At 51.4% G+C, this 15,167-nt stretch carries 15 protein-coding genes; 6 read left to right on the forward strand and 9 right to left on the reverse strand.

The features are described from left to right. The first annotated feature begins 411 nt into the window (after positions 1–411). The 5 genes from KNP82_RS07350 (at position 412) to KNP82_RS07370 (ending at position 3,365) form a co-directional block, all read left to right on the forward strand. Positions 412–1,128 (forward strand): peptidoglycan DD-metalloendopeptidase family protein, encoded by a 717-nt coding sequence (locus tag KNP82_RS07350; protein WP_058764770.1) that lies wholly within the window; start codon positions 412–414, stop codon positions 1,126–1,128. A 205-nt stretch (positions 1,129–1,333) separates the two neighbouring features. Further along, positions 1,334–2,500, forward strand: a complete 1,167-nt coding sequence (locus KNP82_RS07355) for a sensor histidine kinase (protein ID WP_251128685.1) — start codon at positions 1,334–1,336, stop codon at positions 2,498–2,500. A 76-nt stretch (positions 2,501–2,576) separates the two neighbouring features. Next, positions 2,577–2,723 (forward strand): hypothetical protein, encoded by a 147-nt coding sequence (locus tag KNP82_RS07360; protein WP_021066172.1) that lies wholly within the window; start codon positions 2,577–2,579, stop codon positions 2,721–2,723. Positions 2,724–2,772: 49 nt separating this feature from the next. Beyond that, positions 2,773–2,925 (forward strand): hypothetical protein, encoded by a 153-nt coding sequence (locus KNP82_RS07365; protein ID WP_160327095.1) that lies wholly within the window; start codon positions 2,773–2,775, stop codon positions 2,923–2,925. A gap of 92 nt (positions 2,926–3,017) precedes the next feature. After that, positions 3,018–3,365 carry a hypothetical protein gene (locus KNP82_RS07370; protein ID WP_214714422.1) on the forward strand — a complete coding sequence of 116 codons (348 nt, stop codon included), beginning with the start codon at positions 3,018–3,020 and terminating at the stop codon, positions 3,363–3,365. Between the two features lie 98 nt (positions 3,366–3,463). Here the strand turns inward: KNP82_RS07370 and KNP82_RS07375 are convergent, their stop codons facing one another. The 7 genes from KNP82_RS07375 to KNP82_RS07405 all read right to left on the reverse strand — a co-directional run bounded on the left by KNP82_RS07375 (position 3,464) and on the right by KNP82_RS07405 (position 10,551). After that, positions 3,464–4,153, reverse strand: coding sequence for a glycerophosphodiester phosphodiesterase (locus KNP82_RS07375; protein WP_214714424.1), 690 nt, complete (start codon positions 4,151–4,153; stop codon positions 3,464–3,466). 1 nt (position 4,154) lies between these two features. Then, positions 4,155–5,465: an ABC transporter substrate-binding protein gene (locus tag KNP82_RS07380; protein ID WP_214714426.1), complete on the reverse strand. Its 1,311-nt coding sequence runs from the start codon at positions 5,463–5,465 to the stop codon at positions 4,155–4,157. 15 nt (positions 5,466–5,480) lie between these two features. Beyond that, entirely contained in the window at positions 5,481–6,290 is an 810-nt protein-coding gene (locus KNP82_RS07385; protein WP_034779184.1) for a carbohydrate ABC transporter permease, read from the reverse strand. Then, positions 6,287–7,192, reverse strand: coding sequence for a carbohydrate ABC transporter permease (locus KNP82_RS07390; protein WP_214714428.1), 906 nt, complete (start codon positions 7,190–7,192; stop codon positions 6,287–6,289). The genes KNP82_RS07385 and KNP82_RS07390 overlap by 4 nt, the downstream gene beginning before the upstream one ends. Beyond that, a complete protein-coding gene (locus KNP82_RS07395; protein ID WP_214714430.1) occupies positions 7,189–8,280 on the reverse strand; it encodes an ABC transporter ATP-binding protein in 1,092 nt (363 codons plus the stop codon). Before KNP82_RS07395 ends, KNP82_RS07390 begins: the two co-directional genes overlap by 4 nt. Then, entirely contained in the window at positions 8,277–8,873 is a 597-nt protein-coding gene (locus KNP82_RS07400; RefSeq protein WP_029594711.1) for a glycerol-3-phosphate responsive antiterminator, read from the reverse strand. Before KNP82_RS07400 ends, KNP82_RS07395 begins: the two co-directional genes overlap by 4 nt. 190 nt (positions 8,874–9,063) lie before the next feature. Further along, on the reverse strand, positions 9,064–10,551 hold the full coding sequence (locus tag KNP82_RS07405) for a cryptochrome/photolyase family protein (RefSeq protein ID WP_214714432.1): 1,488 nt from the start codon (positions 10,549–10,551) through the stop codon (positions 9,064–9,066). 74 nt (positions 10,552–10,625) lie between these two features. Here KNP82_RS07405 and KNP82_RS07410 point away from each other — a divergent pair, with 74 nt between their 5' ends. After that, positions 10,626–11,261: a class I SAM-dependent methyltransferase gene (locus KNP82_RS07410; RefSeq protein WP_214714434.1), complete on the forward strand. Its 636-nt coding sequence runs from the start codon at positions 10,626–10,628 to the stop codon at positions 11,259–11,261. 86 nt (positions 11,262–11,347) lie between these two features. On the opposite strand, the gene KNP82_RS07415 is transcribed toward KNP82_RS07410, so the two are convergent. Together KNP82_RS07415 and KNP82_RS07420 are read right to left on the reverse strand one after the other, a co-directional pair. After that, positions 11,348–14,674 (reverse strand): Ig-like domain-containing protein, encoded by a 3,327-nt coding sequence (locus KNP82_RS07415; RefSeq protein WP_214714436.1) that lies wholly within the window; start codon positions 14,672–14,674, stop codon positions 11,348–11,350. A 122-nt stretch (positions 14,675–14,796) separates the two neighbouring features. Continuing rightward, positions 14,797–15,075: a hypothetical protein gene (locus KNP82_RS07420; RefSeq protein ID WP_214714438.1), complete on the reverse strand. Its 279-nt coding sequence runs from the start codon at positions 15,073–15,075 to the stop codon at positions 14,797–14,799. Between the last annotated feature and the right edge of the window lie 92 nt (positions 15,076–15,167).

The following is a 15,167-nucleotide window of genomic DNA, read 5'->3' on the forward strand; positions in this document are numbered from 1 at the left end:
GCCTTCTCAGTAAGAGCAGGCAAGTGAAACCGGGGCACATGCCTCGGTTTTTCTTATGTATGGGACGAAGCATTTCAAGGAAACAACTGACAAAAGAGATTGATTCTCATCAATCCTATTTTATTTAGGCTAAACTAATTAAAATTACCCTGTTTTTCAAAAGCTAAACTACGAGAAATCGGAGTTTTTTTGAATTTTAGGCATATATTCTTTTACCAACAAAACGTTGCATGTCTCATTTTCGTTGATATGACTGGACTTTCTCCAATACACGATTGTTTTCATAACGATTATACTTTTTTGAAATATAAATGACATATTAGAATCTATTTTTTGATGGTAAAATTTTTTTATAAGGTAATTATCATTGTTCTGTCGCATTGTTCCATAATTGAAAGGATTTACCATACTATGAAAAAACAACTGATGACGATCACATTAGGCGCCCTTCTTGTTTCCGGCTTGACACTTCCCGCTTCGACACCGGTAGAGGCAGCTACATCGTATAAAGTCAAAGTCACGACGAATGTTTTGAACGTGCGGAGCGGCCCATCGACGTCTTATCAAAAAGTCGGCAGTGCTAAACTCGGCCAAACGTTCACCTATCTCGGCGCGACCGGTTCATGGACAAAAATCAATTATAACGGCAGTACAAAATACGTCTCGAGTACATATGTTAAAAAATATAGCAGCACGTCACTCCAAACAGCGACAGCGGGCAAGTTCTTGATTCCTGCGAAAGGCACGTTGACGCAAGGGTATGGCCCGGCGAGCGGCAAATACGGCTACACGTTCCATAACGGCATCGACTTGGCGGCCGCGAAAGGCACGACAGTCCAAGCTGGAGCATACGGTGAAGTCATCGTCGCCCGCAACTATGGAGCGTACGGTAACCACGTCATGATTTCGCACACGATCAACGGTCAAGCGTACACGAGCGTCTACGCCCATATGGATCGTTTGAACGTCGTCAAAGGACAAAAAGTCGCCAAAGGCGCGAAAATTGGAACGGTCGGCAACACCGGCAACTCGTTCGGAAGCCACCTTCATTTCGAAATCCATAAAAATAAATACGTCTACAGCAGCTCGACGGCTGCCAATAGCGTCAACCCGTATACGTTGTTCTAATCCTACCACCTTCCTCTAACATACGAGGAAGGTGTTTTTTCCTAGAATCGTGCGCATTCCGTCCGACTATCCCGGTTGTGACCCATTTCTAGCTAGGTCTATGGGGGGTATAGGGAATCATCGGCGAATATCGTATAATAAAGGAGTATGTCGATATTACTTTACGTATATATATATAGCTTTATATCGAAGGGAGGTTCGCGCGATGACTCGAAAGTCATTCTATCCGGCTCGCCGGTACCATGGGCACTCGACGGCTAAACGAATGAACCAGATTCACGCACCCCAGTCGTTACCGATTCATTCACTTGTCGAAGAAGTTCAAGATGCGGTCTGTTATATCGACTTCACACGGAACCATCTGTATTCGAACGAACAGCTTCGCGCCATCTGTCCCTCGATGGTCAACCAGCGTTTCTCGCGCCCAGAAGACATGACCCGGTTCTTCCACGAAGCGTTCGAGCGGAACGGCGCAGATATGAACGATGTAACGCTGTTTTGGGAAGAACTCATGACGAACCGGTTCGGCTGTTGCCCGAGCATGGATGCGAAGTCGCTCCGCATCGGCGAGCGCACGATGCAAGTCATCGTGAACTTCACACATACGCCGCGCGGCGCATTCCTCATGTGGCGAGACATCACCGACTCGATCCGCTTCGAGGAGCAGAAAGACGCCTTCCTGGCCGAACTGTCCCACGAGTTCCGTTCCCCGCTCACGGCCATCAATGGTTACGCGGAACTGCTCATGTACCAACATGGCGACGACGAGAAAACACATGGGATGTTGACGCTCGTCAAACGGGAGGCCGAGCGACTCGAGCGGCTCGTCGATAATTTCCTCGACTACCAGCGTGTGAACTATTCCGTGGAGTTATTGTCGTTGTCGACGTTCGACTTGCGACCATTGCTCGAGGATATCGTCGCACACTATAAGGCGACAGCCCCCCAGCATGACGTCATCTTGTCCGCGGATGACATGACTCTCGAGGCCGATCAGGAGAAGCTGTTGCAACTACTCCATAACTTGATCGGCAACGCGATCAAGTATTCGCCGAACGGCGGCACGGTCTACGTCGAGCTGACGACCGAAGACGACACGTATGTCCTGTCGGTCCGTGACACCGGAATCGGCATCCCGAGTGACGCCATCCCGTATGTGTTCGATGAGTATTACCGGGTCGACTCGGATGCACACCGTCCGATCAAAGGGACCGGTCTCGGCCTACGCATCTGTAAACGGATCGCCGAAGCGCACGGCTGGGGCATCCATGCCGACTCCGTGTACGGGGAAGGCACGACGTTCTCCATCTACTTATATCCCAATAGTTCGACGCATGCGACGTCACTCGCCGAACGGGAGACGTCCGACTGACAGGACCGTCTTTTTTGAATGAATCACCTTTAAAGCGGGAACAGACGAGAAGAGAGACGTAGAAAGGATGATTCGCATGAAACGTCAACGTGGCTTTTTGGCACTCCCGGTCGCCGTCGCCTTTATTCTCATTTTCGGGCTGTTGTTCGACAACTGGTGGCTCGGACTCGGGATTGGCATCGCGATGTTCTTCGCGTTCCAAGGGACGAAGAAGAAGGCTTGAAACTTTTTGAGGCGGCGCCCGTAGTAATTGGACAAAGGAGACATGCTCCATGTCCAATAAACAAACGACCGGCAGCTACGCCTTTCCGCTCGCCCTCGGCGTCGGTGTCTCGACTGCCATCGCGCTCGATCACTACTTGATTGGACTCGCAATTGGCATCGGGTTGTATTTTGCTTTTAGTGATTCGCCGAAGAAGACATGACAAAGACCGCTTCATTGAGCGGTCTTTGTCATATATACTCGTGCTTCGTGCGGTAGCAGTTGATTGATTTCATTTAAGGAAGGCTGATGTAGATGGCATCTAACAAACCTACACCTAAGTTTCAACTCGCTTTTGCATTACTCCTGTTAGGAGGTGTCTTTTTCCTTCTTCATGAGGTAGATCAGCGAGAAACTTTTTTGAACGAAACGTTAACTGAGCATTTTTCAATCGATCAGAGCGCCTATGATGTCGAGTTCAGCATGAATCAATTTGGGTACTTATATCGCTTGAATTTCGAGGACGAAAACAGAGTCGAGTATGAATTTTTCGTCAAAACCAATCAAGAGAAAGAGTACGTCGTCACCTATTATGGACATAATTCAAAAGACGATTCACCTTTGAAAGAAGATGAATTTACCACGTTGAACAAAGAATACTAAATTTAGAGAATTGCCATGAGAAGAGGCCAGCTGATGCGAACACGTCGCGCCAGCTGGCCTCTTTCTTACATATCGATTGAGTTATATCCAGCCTCACTTCAATGACGCAACCTCGATTGGAACCGCTCGACCTCGTCCGTCATGATGGCGTCGACACCAGTCATGTCCGGCAACTCGCTCGGGTCATTGATGGTATACAGGCGAAGCAACCGATTTTGTTCGCGAATCATCGCCGCATCTCTCGTCCCGATAAATGCCGGTTGAGCATGAACCGCCTCGGCTCCGACTCGTTCCACAAATTCAACCAGATTCGGATGCCCGTCCCCGGTCAAGACGGCGATTCGCGCCTCGCGGGCGACGTCCCGCAACCGGACGAGCGTGTCCGGGTTGAACGAGGAGAAGACGACACGCTCTTCTAACTTGAACTCGGTGACGGCGAGCCACGTCAAATACTCGATTCCTTCATAATCAAATTGATCCGTCTTCAACTCGATATTGAGCGTGACGTCGGAAGGTTCAATCAAGACGAGTACTTCCTCGAGCGTCGGGATCCGTTCCCCGCTCTCCGTCCGGAGCAAGCGGAGCTGCCGAAGCGTCATATCTTTGACGAAGCCGCTTCCGTTCGTCGTCCGGTCGACCGTCTCGTCATGGATCACGACGAGGCGTCCGTCGCGCGTCAATTGGACATCGAGCTCAATGCCGTCGACGTGAGGAAACGCCGCCTTGAACGCGCTGATTGTGTTCTCCGGATACTTGGCGCTATAGCCGCGATGTGCGTAAATCAACATATCATTGTCCCAAGGTGGAAGTTGTCTCATCGGCCGCGCGCTTCAATGCCTCTTCGACCGATACGCCTTGGTATAGGCTCTCCATGGCGTTGACGACGCTTTGACGTGACTGCGGGAACGTCGAGATGAGGGCGCCTTGTGTCGCTGGCGAGGCTTTCGTCTCACTCAATTGATCGACCGTCACTTTCAGTTGCGGGTACTCGGCCCACATCTCTTTGACGATCGGCTCGTCATACGCCTCCGGGTTGATGGCGAAGTAGCCCGTCTCGACGTGCCATTTGGCCTGTGCTTCTTTCGACGCCGCATACTTCATGAACTCCCATGCGCCCTGCTTCGTCTCGTCGGCGATCCCGTCACCCATCCAGAGCGAGGCCCCACCGATGATGACACCTTCACGATCGGCATCGTTCGGCACCGGCAAATACGACGCCCCGACCTCGAAGTCAGCGTTGTCCGCCACGGTACGAATCCCAGCCGACGAGTCGAGATACATGGCAACTTTTCCGGATTGGAAAGCGGCACGCATGTCGTCCCAGTTTTGACCGACGTTCATGAACGTCTTCTCGTCATACATCTCTTTAATCAAGTTGAAGGCGTTCTGCCCTTCTTCCCCATCAAAGACAGCTTTCGTAGGTGCCCCGCTACGGCCGTTGTCGTTGTCGACATAGAGCCCGCCTTGCGCGGCGACAAGTTGCTCGAAGAACCAACCGTAGTTGAGCATCGTGAAACCGGTCTGCCCGTCGGTCGTCAGTGCCTTCGCCGCTTGCTTCAGCTCGTCATACGTGCGCGGCGCTTTCTCTGGGTCGAGGCCTGCTTTTTCGAACGCGTCTTTGTTGTAGATGAGTACCGGTGTCGACGAGTTGAACGGCATCGAGTACTGCTTGCCGTCGACTTGATAATAGCTCAAGATGTTCTCTTCCCAGACGCCCGTATCGAAGTCCTCTTTGTCGATGAACTCCTGGACCGGCGTGATTTTGTTCGAGTCGATCATATACTTCGTGCCGACCTCGAACGTCTGCATGATGGCTGGTGCGTCCGCTGACCCTGCGACGGCGTTGAACTTCGTGAGCGCCTCTTCATACGTGCCTTGGAACACCGGTTTCACTTCATAGTCGTCCTGTGACTCGTTGAAAGCGTCGACTTGGTTGTTGAGTGCGGTCTCTAAGTCCCCGCTCATCGCGTGCCAAAATACGACTTCTGTCTTCCCATCCGTCGTCGTGGTCGCCGCGGCCTCTTCCGCCTCTTGACTGCCACATGCCCCGAGCAATAACACCGAACTGGCCAACCCTGCGAATAATGCTTTCTTTTTCATGAACGTTTCCCCCTATTATTTGATCGCACCTTGCGTCAAGCCTTCCTGTAACTGCTTTTGTCCTGCGAATAACAGCATCAGCGTCGGGATGATAATCATGATGACCGCCGCCATGACGACGCCCCAATCCGAGGCGACCTCGTTCGACTGCATCTGCTTAATCCCGATTTGAACCGTGCGCGCCTGCTCCGTGTTTGTCACGAGGAGCGGCCATAAGTACATGTTCCATGTCGTCAAAAAGCTGTATACCGACAACGTGACGAGCGGTGTCTTCGAGACCGGCAAGACGACGTTCCAAAAGAAACGGAAGCGGCTGATGCCGGCGATTTGTGACGCCTCGTACATCTCGTACGGAATCGTCTTGAACTGTTGTCTTAGCAAAAACGTTCCGAACGCGAGCGCGAAGAACGGCACCGACAGCCCCCACACCGAGTTGAGCCAGCCGAGCGACTGAATCGTCAAGAAGTTCGGTACCATCGTCGCTTCCCAGGGCACCATCATCGTCGCGAGGAAGAGCATGAAGATGAGCCCTTTCCCTTTGAAGTCGATGAAGACGAACGCGAAGGCGGCAAGACTCGACAAGACGACTTGACCGACCATGACGAGGAGTGCGACGACGAGACTGTTCCATAAGTACGTTATGAGCGGAATCCGCTCGAACGCGGCGACATAGTTGTCGAATGTGACGTCGCGCGGGATGAGGTTGCCTTTTAATACCTCACTCCCATCCATCAGGCTGATCGAGAACGCGTAGGCAATCGGGAACAGCATGACGACGGCGCTCAAGACGAGGAGCGTATACGTGACTACTTTCCGGAGGGTCATTGGTAATGCACCTTCCTTTCGACGAGTTTGAACTGGAGCCACGTCAATGCCAGCACCGCGAGAAACAAGAGCACGGCCTGCGCACTCGCCCCGCCGACGTTATAGTTGATGAACGCGTCCTTATAGATGGCGTAGACGATGACGTTCGTCGAATTCGTCGGCCCGCCTTTCGTGAGCAAATCGATTTGCCCGAACGTCTGGAACGCATTGATGAGCGAGATGATGCCGACGAAGAACAGCGTCGGGGACAGCATCGGGATGGTGATGGCCCGGAGTTGCGTCCAGTAGTTCGTCCCGGCGATGTCCGCACTCTCGTACAGCGTCCGGTCGATGTTTTGCAGCCCGCCGAGAAGAATCAAGAACGTGAAGCCGATGTTCATCCAGACGGTCGCGAGCGACACGGATAGGAGCGCGTACTGCGGGTCGAGGAGCCACTGCACCCCACTCGCTCCGACCGCTTCCAAGAAACGGTTGAAGATGCCGATGGACGGGTTGTACATAAACATCCAAATGACCGATGAGGCCGCGACGCTCATCCCCATCGTCGCCGAGAATGCCGTCCGGAAGATGCCAATGCCGCGCAGCTTCTCGTTGGCGAGGAGCGCCAGACCGAGCGCGATGATGATTGTGAGCGGGACGGTCAACAGAACGAAGCCGACCGTCGCCTGAATGCTCTGCCAAAACGAGGCGCTCGTGAACAGCTTGGCGTAATGCTCGCCGCCGACGTAGCTAAGTGGCGTCCCTTGTGTGTCCGTTTGAAAGAAACTCAAGTAAATCGTCCGGAACAACGGATAGACGAGGAAGATTCCAAATAACGCGATCGACGGGGACAAGTAGAGGAGTCCGCTCGTCGCGTCCGATAATCGGCTCCGGACGCGTTGTCTCGGAAGGGCGACCGTCATTGGAACACCTCCAACGCCTCGAACAGTTTCGGTTGCCGCGGTTCGATACGATTGCCGTTCGTATCAAACAAAGATATCTGTTTCGGGTCGACGTAACAGGCGATTTTCTCCCCGATCGACAGCGGCCATTGTCCCGGCCATTTGGCGAGCCACTCGACGCCGCCCATGTCAAAGGCGAGAATCGTCTCCGTGCCGAGCACCTCGATGTTCTTCAGTTCGGCATAGAACGTGACATCCTCTTTCGCCGGCGTGATTTGTTCCGGACGGATGCCGAGCGTCGCCGTATCTTCTCGCGTCAGCGTGTTCGGATGGAACAGGCGTCCGTCCGAGGCGACCCAGCCCTTGTCACTCCGCTGCACCGGCGTCAAATTCATCGGCGGTGAACCGATGAACGAGGCGACGAACGTGTTCGCCGGCTTGTTGTACAAATCGAGCGGTTGACCGACTTGTTGGACCTCGCCATCGTTCAACAGCATCATCCGGTCGGCCATCGTCATCGCCTCGACTTGGTCGTGCGTAACGTAAATCATCGTCAGCTTGAGCTTGCGTTGCAGCTGTCGGATCTCCGAGCGCATTTTGGCCCGAAGTTTCGCGTCCAAGTTCGAGAGCGGCTCGTCCATGAGGCAGATCGGTGACTCGATGACGATCGCCCGGGCTAAGGCGACCCGTTGCCGTTGTCCACCTGAGAGCTCGCGTGGCTTCCGCTTCAAATAGTCGGTCAGTCCGAGCGTCTCGGCCGCTGCTAGGCAGCGTTCGCGCTGCTCGAGCTTCGTCAGCCCTTTCGTATGTAACCCGAACGTGATGTTCTTCTCGACGGTCATATGCGGATAGAGCGCATAGTTTTGGAACACCATCGACAGTTGGCGTTCGCTCGGTTTCAAGTCGTTCGCGGCGACGCCGTCGATGCGGAGCGTCCCGCTCGTGATTGACTCGAGCCCGGCGATCATCCGGAGCATCGTGCTCTTCCCGCAACCCGACGGTCCGACGAGGGCGAAGAATTCACCGGCCTCGATTGTCACGTCGATGCCACGGATGACTTCCGTCTCGTCGTATGACTTTTTGATATTCTGCAGTTGAATCGATTTCATATGATATCCTCCTTCATTCCTTGCGACGCCCATAATCGCTCATCCCCGGTCGAGACGGCGAACGCCCCGTGGGACAAGGCTTCATGCACGTGAATCGGTTTTCGAATCATCCCACCCGTCACAATCGGCAACGAGACGTGTTCCGCGACGTGCTCGATGACACTCGGAATGAGACCCGGCATCAGTTCGAGCGCGTCCGGCTGTTGGTCTTTCGCCATCTTGATGCCTGACGAGATGGCGTCCGAGTCGACGAGGAATAGGCGCTGCACCGTCATCAGGCCGGCCCGTTTGGCATGTTGGATGACAGACGCCTTCGTCGTCACAATCCCGTCTGCGCCGACGCGTTTCGCCAAATAGTCGATGCCGTCACGGTCGAGACTGATGCCGTTGATGCGTTCGGCGTGCAGGAACACGGTCCGATTCTCGCGCTTCAAATGGGCGACGTAGCGATCGAGCGTGCTGAGCGTCCCCATCATGAGGAACGTCGTCGTCACGTCCGACTGCAGGAACTTCTCGAGTTGTTTCGGTGATTTGATGGAGGCAATCATCTTCTCTTGTCCGATCGTGCGGAGCGTTTCATTCACTTGAATCATCCTTCCCTAAAAAAAGGACCAACAGAAACAGGACGTCATCGACGTACGGGCTTCTGTTGGTCTCTCGAATGTTCTACCGGTTGCTATTCACTTGGCATGAGGGGTCTCACAAGTCATATCGTAACGGATGAATGTAAAGCGGCCGTGAAGCAGATGCAAAAGTTTGTGAAGATGACGTAAAAAAACCGACTCATAAGGAGTCGGTTTCGTCGAGCGTCTGTCTCGCCTTCGCCAAAATGTCGGCTTTGACGGCATCGTCCCGTCCTTGCCAGTTACGGACCATCATCTTCATGCGCTGATTCTTCGCGAACCGCTCCTCGTGCTTGTCGATGAAGTGCCAATAGAGTGCATTGAACGGACAGGCGTCGTCCTCGGTCGTATGTTTCGGATTGTATTTACAGTCTTTGCAGTAATCGCTCATCTTGTCGATGTACTTCCCCGAGGCGACGTACGTCTTCGTCGCCAACTTCCCGCCATCGGCATGGAGTGCCATCCCGAGCACGTTCGGTAGCACGACCCAGTCGTAGGCATCGATATACATCTCGTTGAACCAGTCGCTCGTCTGTTGAGGCGACACTTCGAACAGCGTCGCGAAGTTGCCGAGCACCATGAGCCGTTGGATGTGATGGTTATGGGCCCGCTCGATGACGGGTTTTACACTTTGATGGACGCAGTGCATGTCCGTCTCAGCGTCCCAGAAGTAGTGCGGCAAATCACGCTCATGTTTGAACGTGTTGACCGATTCATAACCCGGCATCGATGCCACATAGACGGCGCGCATATACTCTCGCCAGCCGAGGAGTTGACGGACGAATCCTTCGACCGAGGCGAGCGGCGCGTCCGACGCCACGGCCGCTTGAACGACCTCATCCGGTGTCAGCAGTCCGATGTTGATGGCCGCGGACAGCAGGCTATGCGACATGTCTTGATTGTCCGACAGCATTGCGTCCTGATACGGACCGAACGTCTCGAGACGTGCTTCGACGAAACGAGCGAGCGCCCGTTGTGCCTCACTACGCGTCACTGGCCAGACGAACGAAGTGATGTCTCCAGGGTGATTGGCGAAGTCGGTCTCGACTTTTCGAATGACGTCTTTCGTGATGGCGTCCGGTCGGAAATGGATTGGTGCCGGGAACGTCAGCCCGTCTTTTGGCGGCTGGCGATTGTCCGCATCGAACGACCACTTGCCGCCCCGTGGCTTCCCGTCTTCGAGCAACACGTCGAACCGTTTCCGCATCTGGCGATAGAAACGATCCATCCGCCACGGCGCGTTGCCAATCGTGTCGACCGCTTCCTTCTTCGTTAAATAGAAGAGCGGCACGTCCGTATGTTCGACGAGCTTGTGCTTCTGACCGAACTGTTGCAACTTCTTCTCCATCGCGGCGTCGGTGACGGCTGTATAATGGATTTCTTCCGGTTCATATCGTGTGAAGTGGTCGTCCCATGCGTCTTGGAACGAGTCGGCCTCATGATAGTCGACCGTGTAGCCCTTTTCTCGCAGTTCCTCAGCGAAGTGACGCATCGCCGAGAAGATGAGGACGAGTTTCTGTTTATGGTACGGCCGCCACGTCGCCCGTGATGTCGCCTCGATTATGACGATGACGTCATCCTCCTCGATGTGATTGAACAGCTCGAGTTCGTGCGACAGTTGATTGCCGAAAATCCAAAAGGAACGCATCGATTCAACTCCCCTCCCAAAATGGTTATGCTACACTCAATCTACATCTACTGGATACGGAAAGGAATGGTTCGATGCGCTTCATGCGTCTCCAAACATGGATTGACAGTCAATACGAGAATCCACGCGGCATCGTCGGCACGTATATCGGTGAGAAGATGGTCCGGCAACACCGGGTCGAAGTCGATTGGACGATTGAACAACTTCACATTCAGCCCGACCATCGCGTCCTCGACCTCGGTTGCGGGGCCGGCGACGCGCTGGCGCAGATGCTGCGTGGCTTTGAGCACGTGCATGTGACCGGGCTCGACCGTTCCCCGACCATCGTCCGCTCGGCGCTCCGACGAAATCGAACGGACGTGCAGACCGGGCGAGCCGACGTCGTCGAAGGCGACCTCGGGACGCTCCCGTTTCCGGACGCACAGTTCGACCGCGTCTTCAGCATCCACACACTCTACTTTTGGGAAGACGTGCCTGCGGTGCTTGCCGAAATTGATCGCGTTCTCGTTCCGGACGGGGCATTCGTCATCACCTACTGTGACGGGAAAGGTGACGTGACGTGGGATGGCATCGCGTCCATCATGCGGGAACAGTTCATCCCCGCCGCTTCCGCGCTCGGGTTCATTGATGTCCATGAACGCCGAGGACCTGACTCGCGCGATTATCATACGGTCGCGGTGATAGGACGGAAGCCGCACGATGAATTCTAATCATCACTTTATTAGAATTTTTATTCCATTTCCTTTTTAAGAGGAAAAGAAACCTCTCGAATGTGAACGCTCGAGAGGTTTCTTTGTTATTTAGCAACGATAGTATTGATACGCTTCGTCATATAACTCGAGCGTGTCATTTCAACGGTCAACATACTGTTTTGACGTTGTTTATTCACATAAACTTTGAAGTTCCCTTTCGAATCAACTTTGACAGCCTTTCCGATTTTCGAATCTCTACCATACACTTGTACCGTCGCACCTGGATGTCCTTTTCCGGTCACATAGGTGTGACTCGTTCGTACCGTATTCACACTGAATTGTTTGAACGCATACTTGATGGTTTGTACAGTTGCCGTCGACACATTTCCAGTCGTATCTTTTGCACGGACCGAAACTGTTTTTCCTGGTAGCCATTTATTAATCGAATAGGCGTATGAACCAGAGCTGTTCGCTTTCGTCGTATAGGTCCGCCCGTTATACGTAATGAGGACGGTTGCCCCTTTTTCTGTCTTCCCCTGGACTTTCGTTGACGCCGCCGACATTGCATGGACTGTCGGCTTAGTTGGTGCCGTGTTATCTTTCGCCTTGAGTGTAACTGACGTTTTTTGTCCAAGTCTAGGAATATTCACGAACTTTAAGCTTTCGCCTTCTTTGTAAGTCCGGACTAGATTGAAACTGAACTTCCCTGCTGCATCGATGTTCGTTTTACCAATTCTAGCCGTGCCACTCCATACTTCAAGCGTGGCTTGAGGATCCCCGATTCCTGTAATGCGACGAGATTCGTTCTGGAATTTGACGGCGGATACATTTTTGCCGCTATACGGTTTCGTGACCGTTTTCTTGATTTCGTACTTAATCGTTTTATCCGGATTGATGAGCTTGACTGTCACGTCGGCAGGTAATGCAATATCATTCGACCATGTGACCACGTTGCCCATCTGTTGATGGCTGACCGTTTGTCCGTTCACGGTGAACTCATACTGTTTTTGAATCATATTGTCTGATGGGGAGTAAAACCAAATTTGCTGATCCCCATTCATACGAATGTCTTGAATTTTGTCACCGACTGGCCCTACATTCGCATATGACAAATTACCCGCTGCATCCTTTGACGTGATTTTCACTTTACTGTAACGAACGCCGTTAATGAATGAATAAATAGGGTCTGTCGTTTTAATGACAAAATCCCCTGTTTTCGAGACTGAGACGGCTTTCTCTTTATCACTACGATAAGTGAACGTAACTTTGGCCCCTGGTTCTGTTTTTCCATAGATGAGTCGTTCACCTGGCAAAACATACTTTTGAAGCGTTACTCGAGGTGCAACCATGTCTTTGATTGTAACTTTATTTCCGAGCGAAGTATTTCCTGCCAAGTCTTCAGCTCGGATGATGAGATGCGTGATTCCATCTGTTTTCAACCTCGAAACCGGCAGTTCTCCTGAAATTAAAAAGCCAGATTGATGAGGTTTATACGGTCGAATCGGAGTAACTTTTTCTTTTCGGACCAACGTTTTGTTTTTGTAGTATTCAATCTCAAAGTTGCCGACGTATTCGATTGCGTCGAATATGAGTACTTCTGTTTCTTGCGGAATCAGGTCGTAAATTTTAAGCGTTGGTCGAATCGTGTCCTCTACTGCATACGTGAAGCGTTGATCTGCTTTACCCGCCACTTGAACGAGGACGTTAAACGTCGAGACTTTCTCTAAGTTGACGGCGAACTCAAATTTCCCAGAGGCATCTGCCGTCACTTCTTTTGTGACCCCTTTCGAAAACTGAAGCTTAGCGTTCGGTTCCGTCGTCCCTTTCAACACTTTCGTATGATTCGTCAGTTTTTGAATCAATGGCTTTTGAATCGCATCAAACGTTCCTTCGACCCACTCCGAGACGCGTCCATCTTGAAGGAGCGTCCGAATCATGAACTTGTCATTTAGCTCAAGTGGAACCGTCGGATTTTTCAAATCTACTTTCTCAACAATCGAACGTCCGTCCGACTTTTCGATCTTCGTCTCAAATGCTATCGTTTTGTTCGGGTAATGAAATGGTGGAATTCCAATTACCATACGATCACTTTCAAGTTTGAAATTTGGAATCGGAGCGGGGCGATTATCCTCCGCACGAAGCTCTACTTTTGGATGAGAATAATTATATTCGTCCAAATAAGAGACCATATAGTTCAGTCCGTATAGTCTAGGTAAAGAAAAGACAATGTTACCCGCTTCATCACTTTTTGCCTGTACACGAACTTGAGCATTTCCAGCTTTTGGATCCGAGTAGGCCACGACAAACTTTTGGTTTGGTGTCGCTTTACCGATCAATCGTGCTTCTGCGAGATCAAACGATTGTGTTTCAAATTTGATTGTTTCGACTTTACGTTTAACTTTTACTTGCTTCGTGAAAATGGTCTGGCCATCTTTTTCAATCGTAAGCGTCCGATCGACTCGATCGTTTTGTGGGTAATAACAATCAAACTGCCCTTGTTCATAACTGATGCCACACCCATCGCCATCAATTAAAATCACTGCACCTGGGAACGTCACTCCCCGAAATTGCGTGAATGACTCTTCGATGATAAATAAGGGACGATCTGGCGTTGCTTTGAAAGCGGGCATTGTGAATCCGTGAATTCCACCAAGCATTTTATTCATCAAATGTGCCGGTTGAATCGAGTATCCCTGTTCTTGATAGGCCCGTATTTCCCAACCTTTGAATGGGAAATCGAATTTACCCGTCCCATCGGCTTGTACAATTTCTTCATCATAGCCGATTTTCACGACTACTTTCACATAAGGCAACGTCGTCCCAGATACGCGTAGCGTCTCATGTGGGGCAGCGTCTAAACGAATGATATCCGTCTTCGCAGCTGTTTCTTTATATGTTTTGATCGGGGTCGATGCCTTTTCCGGACTACTCACATAGACACTAACAGAGTCCGCTTGATTTTTTGGTATTCTTAACGTACCCACTCCTTCTTTTGCCCGTCCCTCGTATGTCGCATGGATTGTATGAGTTGGGTGTGTAATGAACACGAACTCGTTATCAATCATCCCAAGGTATGTCACTTCTTGCGGAGCTGCAGGTTTCATTTGAGGTTTAGGTTCACTTCGCTCAATCATTTGAATGACCTGATCAAAACCATCGCTATTCCGCTGATAAACGGCAATTGTGCCTACTGGTGACTTCAGAAACGTATATGTAAACTTTTTATTGGCGTCACTCTTCGTCTCGACAAGTTTTTCATCAGCTACAATCGTGACATGCTGATTCGGTTGATCTGTAGTCCCTTCTATAACACGCAAATCTGCTGTCGTTTCTGATACGTTTACGGCTTGTATAGGCAGAGGTGAAATGACTGCCGCCAGTAATATCATCGCGATTAAAATCGCACAACTTTTTTTTACTTTTATAAACATCTTTCTGTCTCCTTTTGGAAATATCTGATTAACCTTAAAAAAATATAGCATGATTTTTTATATGCAAATTCAGTTTTTGCTAAAGTGGGTCAATAAAAAAACTAGACGATGTCTCGTCTAGTTTAGCCCCGACTCTTGCGCGTTACGGCAATCCCGCCGAACCCGCTGATGATGGCGATATAGAAGCCCAAATCATAGAACCAACCGGTGTTGTTCACTTCGTAGATGCGATACGTATCATTGAACAATCCTAAAATGAGTGACACCGGTGCAATCCAACCGTGCCAGACGCCCCAAAAGAATCCAGCCGGGTCGGTCGTGTACGTCCCGTCGCCCGGCACACAGCCGCCGAGGACGACAATCAAACTGAGCATGATAGCTAATAATCCGATTCGTTTCATCTGAATCCCTCCTGCTTGTAGTATTCCCGGTTTTAAAGAATTCAGTACGGCCTAACGTGCGCCAGACGAACGAAAACAAGCAGCGACTCATC

Source organism: Exiguobacterium sp. s26 (assembly GCF_018618235.1).
In the GTDB taxonomy this organism is placed as follows: Bacteria; Bacillota; Bacilli; order Exiguobacteriales; family Exiguobacteriaceae; genus Exiguobacterium; species Exiguobacterium chiriqhucha.